This is a genomic window from Planococcus sp. 11815 (assembly GCF_051096385.1).
In the GTDB taxonomy this organism is placed as follows: Bacteria; Bacillota; Bacilli; order Bacillales_A; family Planococcaceae; genus Planococcus; species Planococcus citreus.
The window spans coordinates 1162672-1182592 of record NZ_CP096991.1 but is presented as its reverse complement, the minus strand read 5'-3'; the positions used below and the strand labels follow the sequence as shown (position 1 = coordinate 1182592).

19 protein-coding genes, 1 other RNA gene and 1 riboswitch are annotated in these 19921 nt (G+C 48.9%); of the genes, 5 read left to right on the top strand and 15 right to left on the bottom strand.

Features of this window, described 5'->3' with window-relative positions; genetic code table 11:
• Positions 1-62: 62 nt before the first annotated feature.
• The 11 genes from M1Q06_RS06005 to M1Q06_RS05955 form a co-directional block, all read right to left on the bottom strand.
• Positions 63-1229 (bottom strand): dicarboxylate/amino acid:cation symporter, encoded by a 1167-nt coding sequence (locus M1Q06_RS06005; protein ID WP_434402239.1) that lies wholly within the window; start codon positions 1227-1229, stop codon positions 63-65.
• Positions 1230-1468: 239 nt separating this feature from the next.
• Positions 1469-2299, bottom strand: a complete 831-nt coding sequence (locus tag M1Q06_RS06000) for a MetQ/NlpA family ABC transporter substrate-binding protein (RefSeq protein ID WP_101189997.1) — start codon at positions 2297-2299, stop codon at positions 1469-1471.
• 93 nt (positions 2300-2392) lie between these two features.
• Entirely contained in the window at positions 2393-3061 is a 669-nt protein-coding gene (locus M1Q06_RS05995) for a methionine ABC transporter permease (RefSeq protein ID WP_058381216.1), read from the bottom strand.
• Positions 3054-4079, bottom strand: a complete 1026-nt coding sequence (locus M1Q06_RS05990) for a methionine ABC transporter ATP-binding protein (RefSeq protein ID WP_434402236.1) — start codon at positions 4077-4079, stop codon at positions 3054-3056. Before M1Q06_RS05990 ends, M1Q06_RS05995 begins: the two co-directional genes overlap by 8 nt.
• A gap of 90 nt (positions 4080-4169) precedes the next feature.
• A riboswitch (SAM riboswitch) is annotated at positions 4170-4274 on the bottom strand.
• 35 nt (positions 4275-4309) lie between these two features.
• Positions 4310-4633, bottom strand: coding sequence for a thioredoxin family protein (locus M1Q06_RS05985; protein ID WP_058381218.1), 324 nt, complete (start codon positions 4631-4633; stop codon positions 4310-4312).
• 1 nt (position 4634) lies between these two features.
• Positions 4635-4976, bottom strand: a complete 342-nt coding sequence (locus M1Q06_RS05980; RefSeq protein ID WP_058381219.1) for a toprim domain-containing protein — start codon at positions 4974-4976, stop codon at positions 4635-4637.
• Between the two features lie 61 nt (positions 4977-5037).
• Complete coding sequence (gene gcvH / locus M1Q06_RS05975) at positions 5038-5418, bottom strand: glycine cleavage system protein GcvH (RefSeq protein WP_058381220.1); 381 nt, start codon at positions 5416-5418, stop codon at positions 5038-5040.
• 77 nt (positions 5419-5495) lie between these two features.
• Positions 5496-5852 carry an arsenate reductase family protein gene (locus tag M1Q06_RS05970; protein WP_167456536.1) on the bottom strand — a complete coding sequence of 119 codons (357 nt, stop codon included), beginning with the start codon at positions 5850-5852 and terminating at the stop codon, positions 5496-5498.
• A gap of 553 nt (positions 5853-6405) precedes the next feature.
• Complete coding sequence (locus M1Q06_RS05965) at positions 6406-8187, bottom strand: acyl-CoA dehydrogenase family protein (protein ID WP_058381222.1); 1782 nt, start codon at positions 8185-8187, stop codon at positions 6406-6408.
• A 66-nt stretch (positions 8188-8253) separates the two neighbouring features.
• On the bottom strand, positions 8254-9426 hold the full coding sequence (locus M1Q06_RS05960; RefSeq protein ID WP_121301075.1) for an acetyl-CoA C-acetyltransferase: 1173 nt from the start codon (positions 9424-9426) through the stop codon (positions 8254-8256).
• Between the two features lie 28 nt (positions 9427-9454).
• The gene (locus M1Q06_RS05955; RefSeq protein WP_434402232.1) at positions 9455-11839 is read right to left on the bottom strand and encodes a 3-hydroxyacyl-CoA dehydrogenase NAD-binding domain-containing protein; all 2385 of its coding nucleotides are present in this window, start codon (positions 11837-11839) and stop codon (positions 9455-9457) included.
• Positions 11840-12044: 205 nt separating this feature from the next.
• On the opposite strand from M1Q06_RS05955, the gene M1Q06_RS05950 reads away from it, so the two are divergent.
• Genes M1Q06_RS05950 through M1Q06_RS05940 form a run of 3 tightly spaced genes read left to right on the top strand, consistent with a single transcriptional unit; the run spans position 12045 to position 13416 of the window.
• Positions 12045-12365: a thioredoxin family protein gene (locus tag M1Q06_RS05950; protein ID WP_434402230.1), complete on the top strand. Its 321-nt coding sequence runs from the start codon at positions 12045-12047 to the stop codon at positions 12363-12365.
• A 47-nt stretch (positions 12366-12412) separates the two neighbouring features.
• Positions 12413-12871, top strand: a complete 459-nt coding sequence (locus M1Q06_RS05945) for an STAS domain-containing protein (protein ID WP_434402228.1) — start codon at positions 12413-12415, stop codon at positions 12869-12871.
• A 23-nt stretch (positions 12872-12894) separates the two neighbouring features.
• Positions 12895-13416 carry a hypothetical protein gene (locus M1Q06_RS05940; RefSeq protein WP_434402226.1) on the top strand — a complete coding sequence of 174 codons (522 nt, stop codon included), beginning with the start codon at positions 12895-12897 and terminating at the stop codon, positions 13414-13416.
• On the opposite strand, the gene M1Q06_RS05935 is transcribed toward M1Q06_RS05940, so the two are convergent.
• Positions 13405-14283 (bottom strand): 5'-3' exonuclease, encoded by an 879-nt coding sequence (locus M1Q06_RS05935; RefSeq protein ID WP_121301070.1) that lies wholly within the window; start codon positions 14281-14283, stop codon positions 13405-13407. The two genes, M1Q06_RS05940 and M1Q06_RS05935, sit on opposite strands and share 12 nt — an antisense overlap.
• Before the next feature lie 387 nt (positions 14284-14670).
• Complete coding sequence (locus tag M1Q06_RS05930; RefSeq protein ID WP_121301069.1) at positions 14671-16167, bottom strand: glycine betaine uptake BCCT transporter; 1497 nt, start codon at positions 16165-16167, stop codon at positions 14671-14673.
• A gap of 399 nt (positions 16168-16566) precedes the next feature.
• On the opposite strand from M1Q06_RS05930, the gene M1Q06_RS05925 reads away from it, so the two are divergent.
• Positions 16567-17301 carry an SDR family oxidoreductase gene (locus M1Q06_RS05925; RefSeq protein WP_121301068.1) on the top strand — a complete coding sequence of 245 codons (735 nt, stop codon included), beginning with the start codon at positions 16567-16569 and terminating at the stop codon, positions 17299-17301.
• A 23-nt stretch (positions 17302-17324) separates the two neighbouring features.
• Positions 17325-18797, top strand: a complete 1473-nt coding sequence (locus tag M1Q06_RS05920) for an aldehyde dehydrogenase family protein (protein WP_121301067.1) — start codon at positions 17325-17327, stop codon at positions 18795-18797.
• Between the two features lie 204 nt (positions 18798-19001).
• Here M1Q06_RS05920 and ssrA read toward each other — a convergent pair.
• Positions 19002-19356, bottom strand: a transfer-messenger RNA (tmRNA) gene (ssrA, locus tag M1Q06_RS05915).
• A 79-nt stretch (positions 19357-19435) separates the two neighbouring features.
• The gene (smpB, locus tag M1Q06_RS05910) at positions 19436-19900 is read right to left on the bottom strand and encodes an SsrA-binding protein SmpB (protein WP_058381238.1); all 465 of its coding nucleotides are present in this window, start codon (positions 19898-19900) and stop codon (positions 19436-19438) included.
• Positions 19901-19921: the final 21 nt, after the last annotated feature.

Here is a 19921-nt window from a genome sequence, read left to right as displayed (position 1 = left end):
TAGCCCGATTTATCCGTATAGAGAGCATGAAAAAGCCGGAATTCATTGAATTCCGGCATAATTCATGCTTTTTGGGATGGAGTGAAACGGTCGACGATATTCGCGAGCGCCCCGTCTCCTGTTACATTGGCTGCAGTTCCGAAACTGTCCTGAGCCATGTACAAGGCGATCATCAAAGCGACCATCGTCTCGTCGAAGCCGAGCATCACTTCCAGCAAACCAATGGCTGCCATGACAGCGCCGCCTGGAACGCCGGGAGCCGCAATCATCGTCACGCCAAGCATGAGGATGAACGGGAAGAAGCTGCCGAATGACGGCGACTGCCCTGTCAATAAAATCACGCCGATTGCACAAGTGACGAGCGTAATTGTACTGCCCGATAAATGGATCGTTGCAAACAATGGGACCGTGAAGTCAGCCACACGTTCTTTCACGCCCGTTTTACGTGCTTGGCGCAAAGTGACAGGAATGGTAGCTGCTGATGATTGAGTGCCGAGTGCCGTGAAGTAAGCCGGCAGCATCGTCCGGATCAAAGCGAACGGATTTTTCTTTCTCAATACCCCTGCAGTGGTGTATTGGCCCGTGAGCATGACCCAGTGCAAAGCGATGATCAGGATGAAGACCACCGCAAATAGTGAAAGGATCTCCATTACAGCCCCACCGTACGCCATGTTCGCAAAAATACCGAAGATGTGGAATGGCAATAGCGGGATTATGATGTATGAAATAACTTTTTCAATGATCTCCTGGAACTCTTCGAAGAATGATGCCATCGTCTTGCTTCCTGTAGAAGCCATGCCGATTCCGAGCAAGAACGCCAAAATCAAGGCGCTCATCACGCCGAATAATTGCGGAATTTCCAGTTCAATGAAGCTTGAAGCAAGCGCATTTGCCGGGTCATCCAAGTTGTTCAGCGAACCGCCTTCCATCAAATTAGGCAAAATGGAAGAAGCTACGATAAAGGCCAGGACGCCTGCCACGATAGTGGATAGATACGCGACTGCAGTCGCAAGGCCCAATAATTTCCCCGAACCTTTGCCGAGTTTTGCAATACCTGGTGCAATAAAACCGAGAATGATCAATGGCACGATAAAATTCAAGAACCCTCCGAAAATTCCTGTGAACGTAGCAAATACACGGACGAGCGCTTCTGGCGCAACAGAGCCGATGAGTACGCCAAGCACGATGGCCAGCACAATCCGCGGCAGCAAACCGAATTGAAATTTCATAATCTTGTCCTCCCTGTGGAAACAGTTGTTTATTCGTTATTATGTGAAATTACCATAGTTTTCGAAAAGCTAATAGCTTTTTCCTAAATCACGTAATATTTTTATTATTTCGAAAAAATAATAAAATGTTTTGAAGGATTGCTGAAAGTGTTTTATTCCGCAAGCTCTTCCGTTCCCCCTGTTTTTCAACATAAAAAAACGCGATGCATTCCTCTCGGGAATGCATCGCGTTTTATGGTTTATTGTTCAACAGGAATGACAGCGCCGTCCCATTCTTCAAGGATGAAGTCTTGGATTTCTTGTGAAGTCAAGACTTCGACTAGTGCTTGAATGTCTTCGTTTTCTTCATCACCGGATTGAACGACGATCAGGTTGGCATAAGGAGAATCCGAACCTTCAAGTGCGATTGAATCTTCCATCGGCTTCAAGCCGGCATCGATAGCGTAGTTAGCGTTGATGAAGACAGCGTCGCCTTCATTTGCTTCGTACATTTGCACAAGAAGAGCCGGCTCGTATTCTGTCTCGAACTGGATGTTTTTCTCGTTTTCAACGATGTCGCTGACTTCAGCTGTCGTTTTATCGACGTTTTCATCGAGCTTGATCAACCCTTCTGCTTCTAGGATGGACAGCATACGGCCGTGCTCCGCGACAGAGTTGCTCATAAGAATCGTTCCATCTTGTGGAATCTCATCCAAAGACGCAATGTCTTTTGAGTAGATGCCCATTGGCTCGATGTGGACCGCGCCAGCATTGGCGAAGTCATATCCGTGATCGGCAATTTGTGCTTCCAGATAAGGAATGTGCTGATAATAGTTGGCATCCAGATCCCCTGATTCCAAGTCTTGGTTCGGAAGGATATAATCCTGGTATGTTTCGATTTCAAGCTCAATTCCTTGTTCTGCAAGGATTGGTTTTGCCTGTTCTAAAATCTCTCCGTGAGGCACGTTAGAAGCGCCGACTGTCAACGTGCTTGTTTCTTCGCCTTCTGAACCGCCGCCGTTGCTTTCTTCAGCGCCGCAAGCCGATAACGCCAATACTGCTGCAAATGAACCAAATACTAATTTTTTCATTACAAAATTCCCCTTTTCTTCTATTAAATGTAGTTTTATATAATACCGGGCAATGACTGCCCCTTTTTATTTAATCGATCCGCCCAAGACGGCTTAGCGTTTATCGGCTCTGCCGGTCAAGAAGTCACCGACAAATTGGACGGCGAAGACGATGACCAAAATCAAGATCGTCGAGACGAGAGTTACGTCTTCGCGGCTTCGTTGGAACCCGTCCAAGAACGCGAGCGTTCCGAGCCCTCCAGCGCCGATGATGCCTGCCATGGCAGTATAGCCAACTAAAGCGATGGCGGTTACGGTGATTCCGGAGATTAAAGCGGGTTTTGATTCAGGCAGCAGCACTTTGCGGATAATCGTCCACGTTGTCGCTCCCATCGAGCGCGCGGCTTCGATGACGCCTTTGTCGATTTCTTTCAAGGCGATCAGCACCATGCGGGCATAGAATGGTGCTGCCCCGATGATCAATGCCGGGAGTGCAGCGTTCGGCCCACGGATGCTGCCGATCAGGAATTTCGTGAATGGGATAAGCAAAATGATCAAGATGATAAATGGAATCGAACGGAATATATTAACGAACGCTCCTGATAGCCAGTTGACTACTTTATTCGCCCATAATTGGTTTGGTGCAGTCAAAAACAGGATAACGCCTAGCACGAGCCCGATGATAAAGGTGAACAGTGTGGACACTGCCGTCATGTAAATCGTTTCGAGCGTCGCTTCCCACATAGCTTGCCAATCAACGTTCGGGAACAAATTCTCAAGCATTGCCCATCACCTCCGTCTGTACATCATGCGCACCGAGGAAGGCGAGTGCCTTTGCGATTTCATCTGCTGTCCCCTTCAATTGAAGGATGAGTGTGCCATAAGCACCGCGCTGGGTATGGGAGATATTGCCGTGGACGATATTGACTTCCACCGTATATTCCCGAATCAGCTGTGTCAGGATCGGCTGTTCCGCTTGGTCCCCCACGAATATTAATTTGACCAATTGTCCTTCCGGATATTGTTCGCGCAAATGGCGGACGGTTTCTGCCGAATCTTCCGTCTCGGTCACTTGGGCAACAAATCGCTTGGTGATTGTTTCCTTCGGATGCTGGAAGACATGGAGCACTTCGCCCAGTTCGACGACGCGCCCGCCTTCCATCACTGCCACGCGGTGACAGATTTTCCGGATGACGTGCATTTCGTGCGTGATCAAGACAATCGTCAAGCCGAGTCGCTTATTGATGTCGACCAATAATTCCAATATCGCATCAGTTGTTTGCGGATCAAGTGCCGATGTCGCTTCGTCGCACAGAAGCACTTCCGGATCATTGGCCAGCGCACGGGCGATGCCGACACGCTGCTTCTGTCCACCGGAAAGCTGGGCAGGATATGCACTTTCACGACCTTCCAGGCCAACCAGTTCGATTAACTCTGCTGAACGCTTGCGCCGCTCCTCTTTCCCCACACCCGCGATCTCGAGCGGGAATTCAATGTTCTCGCGCACAGTCCGCGACCACAGCAAATTGAAATGCTGGAAAATCATGCTGACTTTTTGGCGGGCTTTGCGAAGTTTCGGCCCTGAAATCGCTGTGATGTTCTGGCCATTGATCTCAACGGAACCTTCGCTCGGTTTTTCCAGGCCATTCAGAAGGCGGATCAACGTACTTTTTCCCGCTCCGCTATAACCGATAATGCCAAAAATCTCGCCGGCCGGCACCGTTAAGTCGACATGGTCGACAGCCGTCAAGCGCGCTTTGCCAGTATCGAAAACTTTAGTCAATCCTTTTAACTCAATCATGGTTGGGCACTCTCCTAAATCTTTTGCTAATAAAAAAGCCTTCCTGCTCAGATAAGCAGAAAGGCACATGTGTAAACACAATAAACCGTTCTCTCATCTTTCAAAGTTTTCACTTTGAGTGACTTGGCACCATTTCATTTTCATGACGGTTGCCGGGCTTCATCGGGCACTTCCCTCCACCTCTCTGTATAAGAGCTACGCTATTAAGTTAATTTTAGAAATTAAATTTATCATGGCTGGCTGTATTCGTCAACCGTTTTCAATTTCTCATATAGATACGGCACCGACTGGAAAGCGTAGACCTTGTCTGTCACTTGGCCATTCTGTGAAATCAGCAGACACGGCACGCTTTCCACTTCATAAAGCTCCGCCACTTCCTGTACATAATTCAAATTAGCTTTGCCCATTGGAAGGTCTGGCAATAGTTCCGCCACCACGCCGAGCATCTTGCTTGCGACTTGGCACGTACCGCACATCGGCGTATATAGATAATAAGCTGAAACAGGCTGGGTGTTTTTTTCCTTCAGCCATTCTTTATGTGTCCATTCATTCATGCTAGTCATTCCCTGCTACTGGATTTAAGACCCGTACATCTGCTGCGATGAGCACATCAATCAGCTTCCGCAGCGGCGTCGTCGCCACCTCTTTATAGCTTCGGTCGATATGGAAATGGCGGGCTTCCGGAAATTCGCGCTTGATGAGCTTGCGCAGTTTATCGCCGGAAGCATCCGCATCGACGAGGATGATGATATCCTGCCCTTCAAAAGGCAACAGCATTTCTTCGAGTCTTGTAGCACTTACTGTACCATTTGTGCAAAGAATCGTCACGGGTTCTGCAATCAATGGCGCTATCCGGGTTTTGTCGCTGATCCCTTCAACCACTATCACTTTCTCCATAAGTAATCCCCCCAGAAAACCATATATGAAAAAAAGCGCCATGAAGAGGCGCTTTCAGAACTTACTCGTTTGTCATTTCTTTATATTCGTCAGCTGACATCAATGCATTGACCTCATCTTCGGAAGGGGCTTCCACAACGACCATCCACGCTTTTTCATAAGGGGATTCGTTGACGAATTCCGGGCTGTCTTCAAGCTCAGAATTGACTTCGACGATTTTGCCGCTGATCGGCGCATACAATTCCGATACTGTTTTAACGGACTCGACGCTGCCGAATGGCTCGTCTTTTTTCAGCTCGTCGCCGACTTGCGGAAGCTCGACAAATACGATGTCTCCAAGTTCATCTTGCGCGAAATGAGTGATGCCGATACGTGCTTTGCCGTCTTCGACTTTGACCCATTCGTGTTCTTTTGAATAGCGAAGCTCTTGTGGTGTGCTCATCCAAACCCCTCCAAATATGTAATTGACTCAATTTTAGTTTGCCACAACCAGGAATGAAAAACAAGATGACAAACTTGTCAGCTCCATGTATTTGCGTAAGCGTCTTCCTTGAAACCGAGTGTCGCCTGAGAACCGTCCCATGCGAGCGGGCGTTTGATGAGCATGCCGTCCGCTGCCAGCAATTCGTATTGCTCATCTGCTGACATTTCCGGCAGCTTTTCCTTCAGTTCAAGTTCACGGTATTTCTTGCCGCTCGTATTGAAAAACTTCTTCAGCTCGATGCCGCTTGCTTCGTGGATCTCTTTCAGCTGTGCCGCGGATGGCGGGTTTTGCGAAATATCGATATAGTCGAACTCCGCGCCATTCGCTTCAAGCCATTTCTTGCCTTTTTGGCAGGTCGAGCATTTCGGGTAAGCGTAATACTGGATCATCAAATCTCCTCCTGTCTTGTAAATCAAGCATATCAAAATGCCACAGAGCAGTCGACTGGAAGGGAGTTAGTGAAAATTGAATTGAAAATGTGACTTTCTTGTATGAAAAATCGGATGTCCATTTCGACGGACGCTTTCGGGCCCACAGGATGTGGGTCATGCAGCTGGCGCGACAGGACGTCGCGGTGCCAGCTGCCAGGACACGGCTTCAGCCGCTTCCTTCGCTGCGCTCAGTCCAGGGTCTTCAGCTCGTGCTATTTCCGCAGGAGTCGCCGTCTCCATTCCCATCCGGTATTGTGTATTGAACGAAGGAAAAACCTTAAATGCTAATTAAATCTCACCGTTTCTGTTGCTCTCAGAAGAAACACTTTATACAAAAATTATAAAACTCCTCTTCTTGCATGTCTTAAACAAAAAAAGGTTTCGTAGCGACGGAGGAGGCTTGGGTGCGAGCCCACGGAAAGCGAGCGATAAGCATCGGAAAATACGACTTCCCAATTATATCGACAACCTTAAAAAACAGGAAGGGTTTCCCCTTCCTGTTTTGTGCAATCTATTAGACGACGTATTTTTCTACACTGATCAATTTTTCGGATGCTTCGCGTTTTTTCGCGATCAAGTTGTACGGCGTTGAACGCGTCAACTTGCGGAGTGCGGACAGCATCATGCGCTGGTTGTCGCCATCGATTGCTGCGATCAAGGTTTCTTTCGCGTCTTTCTCGATTTCCTCCAAAGCTTCCTGGCAGAAGATCTGCGTATAAAGAAGTTTCTGCTTCGCCTTTTCTTCGCCGCTTGCTGCGATCGCTTTTTCTGTGCGCAAGACAACCGATTCCATCGCGAAGACATTGCTGACGATATCCGCGATGTTCACGAGCACTTCCTGTTCTGCTTCAAGTTTCTTGCCGTAAGTCTGTGCGGCAAGGCCTGCAGCGAGGATGGCAATTTTCTTCGCATTTTTCACCAATGCTTTTTCCTGTGCCAAAGCTTCGGTTCCGACTTCTTCAGGCATCATCATCAATAATTCTTCCTGCAAAGCTTGTGCATGTTGCAATAGCGGCAATTCACCTTTCATCGCTTTGCGGAGCAGTGTGCCAGGTACAAGCAGGCGGTTGATTTCATTTGTTCCTTCGAAGATCCGGTTGATGCGGGAATCGCGGTAGATGCGCTCGATTTCATACTCCTGCATAAAGCCGTAGCCGCCGTGAAGCTGGACGCCTTCATCAACGATATAATCCAGAGTTTCCGTTCCGAAGAATTTATTCAATGAACATTCGATGGCAAATTCCGCGATGGAATCGGCGACTAGTTTGCCGTCAGCCTGCTGTTCATCCGTGAAGCCGCTCATGCGGTCTTCGAACAAGCCGACTGTGCGGTAAACGGAACTTTCAACCGCATACAATTTGGATGCCATTGTCGCCAATTTCTCTTTTGTCAGGTTGAAAGAAGAAATCGGCGTCTTGAATTGCTGGCGCTGGTTCGTGTAAGGAATGGTCAATTCCATAGCACGCTTGGATGCGCCGATTGTGCCGACACCGAGTTTGTAGCGCCCGATGTTCAAAATATTGAAGGCGATGATATGTCCGCGCCCTGCTTCACCAAGAAGATTTTCCACTGGCACTTCTGCGTCTTCCAAGATCAATGTACGTGTGGAAGACGATTTGATGCCCATTTTCTTTTCTTCCGGACCAACCGATACGCCCCCGAAGTCGCGCTCAACGATAAATGCCGAGAACTGTTCACCGTCGATTTTTGCATAGACGACGAAGACATCCGCAAATCCTGCGTTTGTGATCCACTGTTTTTCACCATTCAAGACGTAATGTGTACCCGCTTCGTTCAGTTTCGCAACTGTTTTCGCACCCAAAGCATCCGATCCGGAGCTTGGCTCTGTCAAGGCGTATGCTGCGATTTTCTCGCCCGTTGCAAGAACCGGCAAGTATTTCTTTTTCTGTTCTTCGTTACCGAATAGGACGATCGGCAATGAACCGATGCCCACGTGTGCGCCGTGAGTGATGGAGAAGCCGCCCGCTTTGGACATTTTCTCAGCAATCAAGGCCGACGCGATTTTGTCGAGCCCGAGCCCGTCGTATTGTTCCGGAACGTCTGCCCCAAGGAGCCCGAGTTCGCCGGCTTTCTTCAGAAGCTTGACGGAATGTTCGAATTCATGGTTCTCCAACTTTTCGACCAAAGGCATAACTTCCGTGTTGACGTAATCCTCTGTCGTTTTGGCGATCATTTTATGCTCTTCCGTGAAATCTTCCGGCGTGAACACACGCGATAGGTCTGCATCTTCGATCAAGAAGCTTCCGCCTTTGATCAATGTTTTTTCTTGTTCCATTTTCCATTCCTCCCAATTTATCGTTTATCTTGAATCCCCTGTTAACCGTATCCCCTAAAGTTCTCTTTACAGCATTTCGAAGACGCCAGCTGCGCCCATTCCGCCGCCGATGCACATCGTGACGACGCCGAATTGTTTGTTCTGGCGCTTCAATTCGCTGAGCATGCGCAAGGTCAAAATCGAACCTGTCGCACCTAGCGGATGGCCGAGTGCGATGGCGCCGCCGTTCAAATTGATCTTATCCATATCCAGGCCAAGCTCTCGGATGACGCCAAGCGATTGAGACGCAAATGCTTCGTTCAGTTCCCAGACGTCGATATCGTCTTTCGTCAGGCCGGCCAGTTTCAAGGCTTTCGGAATCGCGACGACCGGGCCGATACCCATGACTTCCGGCGGAACGCCGCCTGTTGCAAATGAACGGAATTTCGCGATCGGCTTAAGGCCAAGCGCTTCCGCTTTTTCACGGTCCATGACGAGCACTGAACCTGCGCCGTCAGAAGTCTGCGAAGAGTTGCCCGCTGTCACCGTGCCGCGTGCCGAGAATGCCGCACGCAATTTATTGAGTGTCTGGATGGATGTGCCGTGGCGTACCCCTTCGTCCATTTCAAACATAAACGATTTTTCCTGGTATTTATTCTGGCTATCGACATAGCGTTGGATCACTTCGACCGGAACGATTTCATCGACGAAATGCCCTTTTTCGATAGCTCTAGCTGCATTTTCATGGGACCGGACCGCAAATGCATCCTGGTCTTCACGGCTAACGCCGTATTGTGTCGCTACTTGCTCTGCTGTATGCCCCATGCTCATATAATATTGTGGAGCGGTTTCGGCGATTTTGGCATTCGGCCGCAACACGTTGCCCATCATTGGCACCATGCTCATCGATTCAACACCGCCGGCAACAATCGCTTCAGCATGGCCGACCATGATTCGTTCAGCGGCATAAGCGATCGACTGCAAGCCCGATGAACAAAAGCGATTGACGGTAACTGCCGGCGTCGTATCCGGAAGCCCTGCGAGTGCCCCGATGTTGCGGGCAATGTTCATGCCTTGTTCTGCTTCGGGCATGGCACACCCCATAATCAAATCATCAATAGGGCCGTCATATCCAGCCCGCTTCAATGTTTCCCGTACGACGAGTGCCCCGAAATCATCCGGGCGCACCGAGGCAAGAGAACCTTTTTTCGCTTTTCCGACCGGTGTTCTGGCTCCGGCCACAATTACTGCTTCGCGCATATCATTTCCTCCTCTATCTAATCGGCGATCAATTGCGTAATGGTTTCCCTTTGACAAGCATATGTTGCATGCGCTGCTGTGACTTCGGTTCAGCAACGAGGCTCAGGAAGGCTTCGCGTTCCAAATCGAGCAAATACTGCTCATCGACTTTCGTGCCGTATGGCAATTTGCCTCCTGACAATACATAAGCCAGTTTCTTGGCGATTTTCATATCGTGTTCGCTGATATAGCCGGACAATAACATACCTTCAGCCCCAAGCAACATCGCCGCATAGCCTGCTTCCCCTGCAACCGGTACTTTTTCTCTTCTCGGCGCCTGGTAGCCATTATCGTGGAGCGACAATGCCAATTGCTTTGCATCGTAGATCAAATGGTCGCTATTGACGCTGATGCCGTCGACGAAATTCAGGAAATTGTTTTCACGTGCTTCGTCTGCCGATGTCGACACTTTCGCAGTCGCGATCGATTCGAACACGCCCGCTGCCAAGTTGACATAGTCTGCCGTGACATGATTCGGTAAGCCTTTCAATTGTTTCATATACAATTCCTTGTTTCCGCCGCCGCCCGGAATGAGCCCAACGCCTGCTTCGACTAAGCCCATATAGGTTTCCATAGATGCCTGTACACGTGCTGCCGGCAGGATGACTTCCGCCCCGCCGCCGAGTGTCATGCCGAATGGTGCCGCTACGACCGGCTTCGAGCTGTATTTCAATTTCAGCATGGCGTTCTGGAACGTACGGATCGTCAAATCCAGTTCAAAGATATTGTCGTCTTGTGCTTCCATCAAAATCATGCCAAGGTTGGCGCCAACACAGAAGTTCTTTCCTTGGTTGCCGATGACGAGTCCTTTGAAGTTTTTCTCGACTTCGTCCACAGCGAAATTAATCATTTGCATGATATCGAGCCCGATCGCGTTCGAACGCGAATGGAATTCGAGCAATGCGATGCCGTCTCCAAGATCGATCAAGCTTGCGCCGGAATTCGATTTGATGACGCCGTGCTTTTTCTTGTAACGTTTCAAGTCGATCACTTTTTCATTGACCGGAACAGGCTGGTAATCTGAACCGTCGAAATAATACAGATCGCCGTTCTCTTCTTTATAGAAGGAATCAAAGCCTTTTTCCAATAGCGCTTGTGCAAATGCCGGTACTTCTAGGCCTTGAGCAGCCATTTTTTCTGTCGACTGCTTGACGCCGATTGCGTCCCATACTTCAAATGGACCTTGTTCCCAGCCGAAGCCCCATTTCATGGCGTTGTCGATGGCGACGATGTCGTCTGCAATCTCGCCATGAAGCTGTGCGGAATAGACGAGTGTCGGAGCGAGGATGCTCCACAGCAATTCGCCTGTGCGGTCTTCTGCATAAACGAGTGTCTTCATTTTCGCGGACAAGCCTTTTTGCTGCTTGGCCATTTCCTGTGAAGGCGTTTTCAATTTTTGCGCTGGGCGGTATTCCATTGTTTCCGGGTCGAGCTCCAGAATTTCTTTGTCTTTCTTCTGGAAAAAGCCTTGTTTAGCTTTGGCGCCAATCCAGCCGTTTTCGACCATGTTCTTCATGAATTCAGGCGTTTTGAACACTTGCTGTTCTTCGCCTTCGGTTTGATCGTAAACGTTTTTCGAAACATGCATAAACGTATCCAGGCCTACGACATCGAGTGTACGGAATGTCGCCGATTTCGGGCGGCCAATCAATGGGCCGGTAACGGAATCCACTTCACCGACAGAATAGCCGCGGTTTTGCATTTCACGGACCGTGACGAGCAAGCCGTATGTGCCGATGCGGTTGGCGATGAAGTTGGGCGTATCTTTTGCCAAGACGACACCTTTACCTAAGCGGTCTTCGCCGAATTGCTGCATGAATTCAACGACTTCGGGAGCTGTCGCTTCTGCCGGAATGACTTCAAGCAATTTCAAATAGCGCGGCGGGTTGAAGAAATGGGTGCCGAGGAAATGCTTCTGGAAATCTTCCGAGCGCCCTTCTGACATCGCATTGATGCTGATGCCTGATGTATTGGAGGAAATGATGGTGCCGGGCTTTCTGACCGCATCCACCTTTTCATAGAGTGATTTCTTGATATCCAAGTTTTCTACGATGACTTCAATGATCCAATCCACATCGGATAATTTCTCGAGATCGTCTTCTAAATTACCTGGCGTGATCAACTGCAAATTTTTCTTTTGTGTCAGCGGAGCAGGCTTTTGTTTCAATAGTTTTTGAGTGGCAGTCGCTGCGATCCGGTTGCGGACTGCTTTATCTTCAAGCGTTAGCCCTTTCGCTTGTTCTTCTTTTGTCACTTCTTTCGGCACAATGTCGAGCAGCATGACCGGAATTCCGATATTGGCTAGATGAGCTGCGATACCAGATCCCATGACGCCAGATCCGAGCACGGCTGCTTTTTTGATTTTGTATGACACGAGCAAACCCTCCTATTTTTGAATGAACACTCATTCATTTTCTGGGTAAAAAAAAGAAATACTTTCCTTCTCGTTCTTAGTGTAAATTATTTTTCCTATTTTCGCAATATTTAATCGGAAGATTTTTCTGCCGCTTTTATCCAAGCGCTTGGAGAGAAAGCAAAAAAAGGGTAAGATTAAAAGGACTATTAAAGGAGGCATTTTAATGAAATCCCTAAAAACAACTGAACAGTTCAACGATACAATCCAAAACGGCGAACCAGTCATCGTGAAATTCCAGGCTGGCTGGTGCCCTGACTGCACGCGCATGGATATGTTCATCGATCCGATCATCGAGCAATACAACAACTACCAATGGTTTGACGTCAACCGTGACGAACTGCCAGAAATCGCAGAGCAGTACGAAGTGATGGGCATTCCGAGCCTGCTGATCTTCAAGGACGGCGTGAAACAAGCACATCTGCATAGTGCCAATGCCAAGACCCCCGCTTCTGTCATCCACTTCCTGGAAGAGCAAAAAGCTTAAAGGCGAAAGCCCGATATTTACGAATACTATAAAACAGAGGTGCCGAAATGGATCCGCAACAAGAAATTAAGGAATTGCAAGACCTCGTGGCGTATTACCAAGACGTCATCTACAACATGTCGGCACCGATCATCCCATCGATTGTCCCGAATACCATTCTCGTGCCGATTGCCGGGTATATCTTCCGCGACCGCTTCGAGACGATCCGGAAAAAAGTACTCGATTATGCCGATAACCACCGCGATACGGAACAAGCGATTTTCGACTTCACCGGAGTGACTATGCAAGACGTCCAATCGTTTGATTTCAATGAGCTCGCACTCGAACTGACCCAATTGAACAGCGCCTTGAAATTGATGGGCTTACGCGGCATTTATGTCGGCTTCAACCCCCGCTTCGTCAGGGAAATTGTCCACGCCGGCATTCACGTTGAGCTGGAAGTCTATACGACATTCCGCAGTGCCTTGCAAACTTTGCTCGATGAACGAGAAGCCAAGCTGCGCTGAACCGTTTAAAAGGAGGATGCATCATGAAAGTGCTGCTGCCTTTTCAAGCCATGAACCAATACGCTGAACATGTACCGGCTGCTTACCGTGCTTCTGCATGCGGGCCGGTCACCGCTGCGTCGATTCTCCTCTACCATGAAGGTGTGGCACCGGGGATCGGGCCGCTTTATAAATATCTCGGGACGACGCCGATCGGATTGAGCGCTTTTTGCCTGATCCGGCGATTGAGAAAAATGGCTTGGCCGCGGTATGACATCAAGCGGGTTCGCACGACTGAACAGATCAAACTGCAACTCGATGCCGGCTATCCGCTCGCTGTGAAATTCGACTGTTATTTTTCAATGCGTTGGTGCCAAAAAACCACTTTCGCCTATCACTGGGTTCCGCTCATCGGTTATGAGGAAACTCCGGACGATTTGCTTCTGTATATTCACGATAACGGACAAAAAAACCGCCCGAGCAAGCTGCGGGCGGTGTCGTTCCGGGAGAACCGGGGCGTATTGAGTTTCGTCCAGATTTCACCGGTGTCGAAGTCAGATAAATGATTTTTCCAAAAGTCTTGCGAGCAGACGGAATTCCCGTTCGTCGCATATCCTCACCAAATCAGAAGAATAATCGGGCACTGCGATTTCCTCGAGTGCCACATCGAGCTGGAGGTCATCTTTGATGACCGCCAGCTTTTTTGATAGCGCGAGCATATCCTGATGTTCTTCGATTTTCTTTTTCTGGGCCGGCTTCAAGTCCTCAATATGTTCCAGGACGCCTTCTACCGAACCATAGCGCTGAATCAACTGAAGCGCCGTCTTCGGGCCGATGCCTTTGACACCTGGATAGCCGTCGCTCGGGTCGCCCATAAACGCTTTCACATCGGCGAACTGCTCCGGCAAGATGCCATATTCTTCACCGAATCGCGCTTCGGTATAGAGGTCATAGATATGGAAGCCTTTTTTCATGAAAGCGATCTTGACCGATGGGTTCAATAGCTGAAGCATGTCTTTATCGCCGGTAATAATCGTATAGTCTGCCTCGTCAGGCCATTTTTTCGTAAACGAGCCGATAAAATCATCCGCTTCGATGCCCTTTTCGCCGTAATTTTTCCATCCCAGAAGCTCAGAAACTTCACGTGCTTGGTCGAATTGATGCAACATATCTTCAGGCGGCGCCGGCCGGTTTGCCTTATAGCCGTCGAACAAGTCTGTGCGGAACGTATGCGCGCCCATATCCCAGCACACGGCGATATGGGTCGGCTTCATCAATGATTTTGCGGTGAGCACGTGGCGAGCGAATCCTTGCACACCGTTTGTCGCGAGCCCGCTTTCTGTGCGGAAAAATTGCCCGACGCCCGCAGTGGCAAAATACGAACGGAACAATACCGCCATTCCGTCTACAAGCATAATATGTGGTTTTTCCAAAAAATACTCCTCCATTCAACACGATTTCCATTATCCATTATACGCGACTTTCCATAGAAAAAGGGTGCCGGACTTCCGGCACCCTTTTCGTTCTGTGTTTTCCGAAGCTACTTGCTTGCTTTCCGTGGGGCGGGAATCGAGCCTCCTCAACCGCTTCGAAACCTTTGTGCTCTCACATCTGCATAGCAGATGCGTCGCAAATGATTAGACTCAGCAATGCTTCGCTTAATCATTGCCTGCGGGGTCTCTCAAACCCGCTGATCCCACAGGAGTCAAGCAAACGCTTCTCCAAACACTTAGACAGTTCACTGAATTTTTTATATAGGATAAGCTTTTGATCACTTTTACATATAGAAAGCTATCCTCTAGTTCAGCATCTTTTATAGCTTATCGTTTGCGCTTGATTGCTTTGTATTCAAGGTTCAAGGCTTTATAGAACGACGCCATCATCAATAGCATGATGAACGAGAACGGGAAGGCGGCGATAATCAATGCCGTCTGCAAGGACCCGAGCCCGCCTGCAAAGAGCAGGATGACCGCGATGGTCGATTGCGCAATCCCCCATGTCAGCTTCACGGCGTTCGCTGGGTCCAGCGATCCGTTGGAAGTCTGCATGCCGAGTACAAATGTAGCTGAGTCGGCAGAAGTGATAAAGAAAGTCGAAATGAGCAACACTGCCACAATCGACAACAACATGCCAAGCGGCAATTCATTAAACACGGCGAACAATGTTTCTTCTGTCAACAATCCAGTCAAATCGACGCCGCTGCTTTGCACATCGATTGCCGTTGTGCCAAATGCCGCGAACCAGATGAAGCTGATGAACGTCGGAATGAGCAAGACGCCAAACAGGAATTCCCGGATGGTCCGGCCTTTGGAAACGCGGGCAATGAAAATCCCGACAAATGGCGACCAAGAGATCCACCATGCCCAATAGAAGATCGTCCAACCGTCAATCCATGAGCGGTTTTCGCCATTGATCGGGGCAGAACGGAAACTCATATTGATCAAGTTTTGGAAATAGCTTCCGAGTGAATCGGTGAACATGTTGAAAATCAATAAGGTCGGCCCAAGAACGATTACCAAAATGAGCAAGGTAATAGCAAGCACCATATTGGTATTCGACAAGTACTTGATCCCTTTGCTGATGCCTGACCAAGAGGAAACCATAAACAGCACAGTGACGACTGCGATGATGATGATTTGCGTAATCAGGCTATCCCCTGGAATGCCGTCAAACAAATACGCGAGCCCTCCATTGATCTGGATGGCACCGAAGCCAAGTGTCGTCGCGACACCGACCGCTGTAGCGAATACAGCAATAACGTCAACAAGAACACCCCACGGGCCTTTCATGCGGTCGCCGAACAATGGGCGAAGCGTCGAGGAAATAAGCCCTGGCTCACCTTTACGGAATTGGAAGTATGCCAGCGATAATGCAACTACTGCGTAAATTGCCCATGCATGGATGCCCCAGTGGAAAAATGTAAAACGCATGGATTCCCGGAACGCTTCCTGAGATCCCGGCTCAGCTGTCGCCGGGTCGATCGCGAAATGCGATAGCGGCTCTGCCGCACCCCAGAATACGAGCCCGATACCCATGCCCGCTGAGAACAGCATTGCAATCCATGTTGCAAATGAATATTCCGGCTTGTCTGTGTCTTTCCCTAATTTAATCTGTCCCATTGGACTAACAAGGAAGTACAAGCAAAAGATAACCATTACTGAAACGATCAATAAATAATACCAACCGAACGAAGTAGTCAGGAACGATTCCATATTGCCGGTAACTTCCGCAAAATGTTCTGGAGCAAGCGCACCGTAGCCAACTGCCAAAGCAATTAGAACGATCGAGATCCAAAACACGTTTGTTACTTTCTTCATATAGTCTCCTCCTTTAAATTTCTTCACAAGATATTACGCTACGGAACATTGGCGCGCTTGTCAACTGTCTGAATTATGTATCAACTAAAGCACTTAGGTTCAATATCAAATACCCATCAACCTGCGGAATGAAACAATGGAAATTAAGACCAATTGCCCATGGAAATAGTTGGAATCCGCTTGCATGACTTCGTGCTCCAATTCTTAAACTTCCATCTCTCTTTTTCAAGTCATTCGAAGCCACGCATCTTGCCAAAACACCCATAAGCAGAGCATTCGACACTGCATAATCAGCACTTGTTTAGAAAAGCCATAGTTGCGGGTAAGGAAATAAGATGTCTTTATTTCAGGACATTTTCGCCATCATTTAAAATAAAACAGAACTGGAGCTGAATAGATATGACAGAGAAAAATACTGCAATCATTACAGGGGCAAGCAGTGGTATCGGTCAAGCTACTGCAAAGGAACTGGCAGCAAGAGGCTACCACGTCATGCTCGCTGCACGGCGCGAAGAGCGCTTAGTGGACTTGAAAAAAGAAATCGAAGCTGAAGGCGGAAGCGCTGATTATAAAGTAACCGATGTCACCTCAGCCGATGAAATGAAATCACTAGCACAAGCGGCATTAGAGAAAACCGGAAAAATTGACATCCTCGTCAATAATGCCGGACTTATGCCATTGTCCTATATGAATAAGCTGAAACTCGATGAATGGGACCAGATGGTCGACGTTAACATTAAAGGCGTGCTTTACGGCATCGCGGCTGTTCTTCCGATCATGGAAGAACAGAAATCCGGCCACATCTTGAACGTTTCCTCTGTGGCAGGCCATCAAGTCATGAAAGGCAGCGCCGTTTACAGCGGCACGAAATACGCGGTGCGCGCCATTTCAGATGGGCTGCGCCAAGAGATCGATCCATCGCATGAAATCCGCGTGACCATCGTATCGCCAGGTGCGGTCGCAACCGAATTGACAGATACCATCACTGATGATGATGTACTCGACAGCTTCAAGAGCATGTCCATGGAACCGCTACAGGCGGAAGATATCGCGAATGCTATCGGCTATGCGGTGGAACAGCCATCACACGTCGACGTTAACGAAATCTTGATCCGCCCGAGACAACAGCCTTAAGAAAAAGAATGGAGACGATTTAAATGAAAACCGATTTTTCCAAGATTTTTATAAACGGCGAATGGACTTCCGGGTCCAGCGATAGCCAAATGAAAAACACCAATCCGTTCACCGGTGAAGAACTGGTCACCACGCAAGCAGCCGATAAGAACGATTTGGACGCCGCTTATAAAGCAGCAGAAACCGCCCAACTTGAGTGGGCGAAGGAATTGCCGCAAGCGAAACAAGCCGTCATGGAAAAAGCTATCGAAGTCATGAAGGAAAACAAAGAATTGATCATCGAATGGCTCATCAAAGAAGCCGGCAGTACGAAGATCAAAGCGACAGTCGAATTCGGCGCTTCGATGAATATCCTGAAAGAAGCGGCGACTTTCCCGTTCCGCATGGAAGGAAAAATTATGCCTTCCCAGCAACCGGGCAAAGAAAACCGCGTCTACCGCAACCCGCTTGGCGTCATCGGCATTATCAGCCCATGGAACTTCCCGTTCCATTTGGCGATTCGTTCTATCGCGCCGGCACTTGCCACTGGCAATGCCGTCGTCATCAAACCAGCGACCGATACGCCTGTTACTGGCGGGCTATTGTTCGCGAGCCTGTTCGAAGCAGCTGGGCTACCTAAAGGATTGCTCAATGTTGTCGTCGGCCGCGGTTCTGAAATTGGCGATGACATCGTCACCCACCCAACTCCGCGTTTGATATCATTCACCGGCTCGACGCCAGTCGGCAAACACATCGGCGAACTGGCTGGTGGTACATTGAAGAAAACCGCTTTGGAACTTGGGGGCAATAATAATTTCATCGTCCTTGAAGATGCTGATGTCGACCAGGCAGTCGAGTCTGCCCTATTCGGCAAATTCTATCACCAAGGCCAGATTTGCATGTCGATTAACCGTATTTTCGTCCACAAGGACATCTACGACACATTTGCCGAGCAGTTCATTGAACGTGCCGGCAAGTTGAAATACGGCAACCCTGCAGAAGCAGATACGCAAGTCGGGCCGCTTATCAACCGCGACCAAGTCGACCGTATCCTAAAAGACATTGACGCCACGGTCGAACAAGGTGCGAAGATCCGCCTCGGCGGCAAAGCGGACGGCAATGTCCTCCAACCGACAGTCTTGACCGGCGTTACAAACGACATGCCGCTTGCAGAGAACGAAATTTTCGGCCCTGTCGCCATTCTCATTCCGTTTGAAAGCGACGAGGAAGTGGTTGAACAGGCCAATAAATATCCGTTTGGCTTGAGCGGTGCTGTGCATTCAGCGAACATCGAACACGGCACGAACATCGCTCACCAGATCGAGACAGGCATGATCCACGTCAATGACCAATCGGTCAACGACGAAGCGCATATGCCATTCGGGGGCGAAAAAGACTCCGGCCTCGGCCGCTTTAACGGCGAATGGGTGCTTGAGGAATTCACTACCTTAAAATGGCTGTCCGTGCAACATCAGCGCAGACAGTACGGGGCATTTGTGGATAATACGAAGAAATAAAATGTGAAACCGGCAACCCCTATAATGGAGTTGCCGGTTTTTTAATATTTACACAGTACAAATAATCATTATATTAAAAGAGTTTTAATATAGACACATTTCATGCATCAAGTGATATCGATAGTTCTCATATTAGCTTTTCACAAAACAAAAACGCCAAAATCCTTTTGTAGGATTTTGGCGTTTCGTAAACTCCATAAAATTCTATGGAGACGGCGGGAGTCGAACCCGCGTCCAGAGACTCCGTTACTTGAGCATCTACGCGTGTAGCTTATCTATTGGAGTTTCGCCGCTCAATCTGCCGACAAGCAGGCGTCATGAGGGCTAGTTCGAGAATCTCTTGCAGTCAGCTCAAACGGCACTGACTGCCGTATCCCACTAAAAGTGAGCTCTATGCAGCCACATGGGCGATGGTTACATAAAGCAGATCCGAGCTTACGCTGCGAATGCTAGGTTGTTGTTAGTTTTGCCAGTTGTTATAAGTTACGTTGATGACGAAGCCGATCCTCCGACGCGCAACCCAAGCTCGAACCATCCCTGTCGAATCCGTAACGTCCCCTCATTAAAAGAGAACACGGAAGTGGTTTAGCTTCGGTGTACTGTTACCAGTATAGGACAAAACAGGTCAGAGTTCAAGTTTAACGGCTTCTCTCTTTGAGCGCGCGGTCGATTGCCCGCTTCGCGTCTTTCTTCTTCAAGTCTTCGCGCTTGTCGTATTTCTTCTTCCCTTTACCGACGCCGAGCAGCACTTTGGCATATCCGTCTTTCAAATACATCTTGAGCGGAACGATTGCCGCACCTTCGACTTTCGATTTGCCGACCAGTTCGTTGATCTGCTTTTTATGGAGCAAGAGCTTGCGCGAGCGCAACGGATCGTGGTTAAACTGGTTGCCTTGTTCATACGGCGAGATGTGCATATTGGAAATCCACGCTTCCCCGTTCCGGATGCGGACAAATGCATCTTTGATCTGCACTTTGCCGCTTCTCGCGGATTTGATCTCCGTACCGAGCAGGACAATCCCCGCTTCGATCGTTTCTTCAATCGCGAAATCGAATCCCGCTTTTTTATTCTGGGCAATTACTTTGCCTTCTCCTTTGGCCATTTCTGTTCACCTCAAACTGTT

Excerpts from the sequence above, each read along its gene's own strand:
- M1Q06_RS06005 (WP_434402239.1), bottom strand. The coding sequence starts at position 1,229 with ATGAAATTTCAATTCGGTTTGCTGCCGCGGATTGTGCTGGCCATCGTG.
- M1Q06_RS06000 (WP_101189997.1), bottom strand. The coding sequence starts at position 2,299 with ATGAAAAAATTAGTATTTGGTTCATTTGCAGCAGTATTGGCGTTATCG.
- M1Q06_RS05995 (WP_058381216.1), bottom strand. The coding sequence starts at position 3,061 with ATGCTTGAGAATTTGTTCCCGAACGTTGATTGGCAAGCTATGTGGGAA.
- M1Q06_RS05990 (WP_434402236.1), bottom strand. The coding sequence starts at position 4,079 with ATGATTGAGTTAAAAGGATTGACTAAAGTTTTCGATACTGGCAAAGCG.
- M1Q06_RS05985 (WP_058381218.1), bottom strand. The coding sequence starts at position 4,633 with ATGAATGAATGGACACATAAAGAATGGCTGAAGGAAAAAAACACCCAG.
- M1Q06_RS05980 (WP_058381219.1), bottom strand. The coding sequence starts at position 4,976 with ATGGAGAAAGTGATAGTGGTTGAAGGGATCAGCGACAAAACCCGGATA.
- gcvH (WP_058381220.1), bottom strand. The coding sequence starts at position 5,418 with ATGAGCACACCACAAGAGCTTCGCTATTCAAAAGAACACGAATGGGTC.
- M1Q06_RS05965 (WP_058381222.1), bottom strand. The coding sequence starts at position 8,187 with ATGGAACAAGAAAAAACATTGATCAAAGGCGGAAGCTTCTTGATCGAA.
- M1Q06_RS05960 (WP_121301075.1), bottom strand. The coding sequence starts at position 9,426 with ATGCGCGAAGCAGTAATTGTGGCCGGAGCCAGAACACCGGTCGGAAAA.
- M1Q06_RS05950 (WP_434402230.1), top strand. The coding sequence starts at position 12,045 with ATGAAATCCCTAAAAACAACTGAACAGTTCAACGATACAATCCAAAAC.
- M1Q06_RS05945 (WP_434402228.1), top strand. The coding sequence starts at position 12,413 with ATGGATCCGCAACAAGAAATTAAGGAATTGCAAGACCTCGTGGCGTAT.
- M1Q06_RS05940 (WP_434402226.1), top strand. The coding sequence starts at position 12,895 with ATGAAAGTGCTGCTGCCTTTTCAAGCCATGAACCAATACGCTGAACAT.
- M1Q06_RS05930 (WP_121301069.1), bottom strand. The coding sequence starts at position 16,167 with ATGAAGAAAGTAACAAACGTGTTTTGGATCTCGATCGTTCTAATTGCT.
- M1Q06_RS05925 (WP_121301068.1), top strand. The coding sequence starts at position 16,567 with ATGACAGAGAAAAATACTGCAATCATTACAGGGGCAAGCAGTGGTATC.
- M1Q06_RS05920 (WP_121301067.1), top strand. The coding sequence starts at position 17,325 with ATGAAAACCGATTTTTCCAAGATTTTTATAAACGGCGAATGGACTTCC.
- smpB (WP_058381238.1), bottom strand. The coding sequence starts at position 19,900 with ATGGCCAAAGGAGAAGGCAAAGTAATTGCCCAGAATAAAAAAGCGGGA.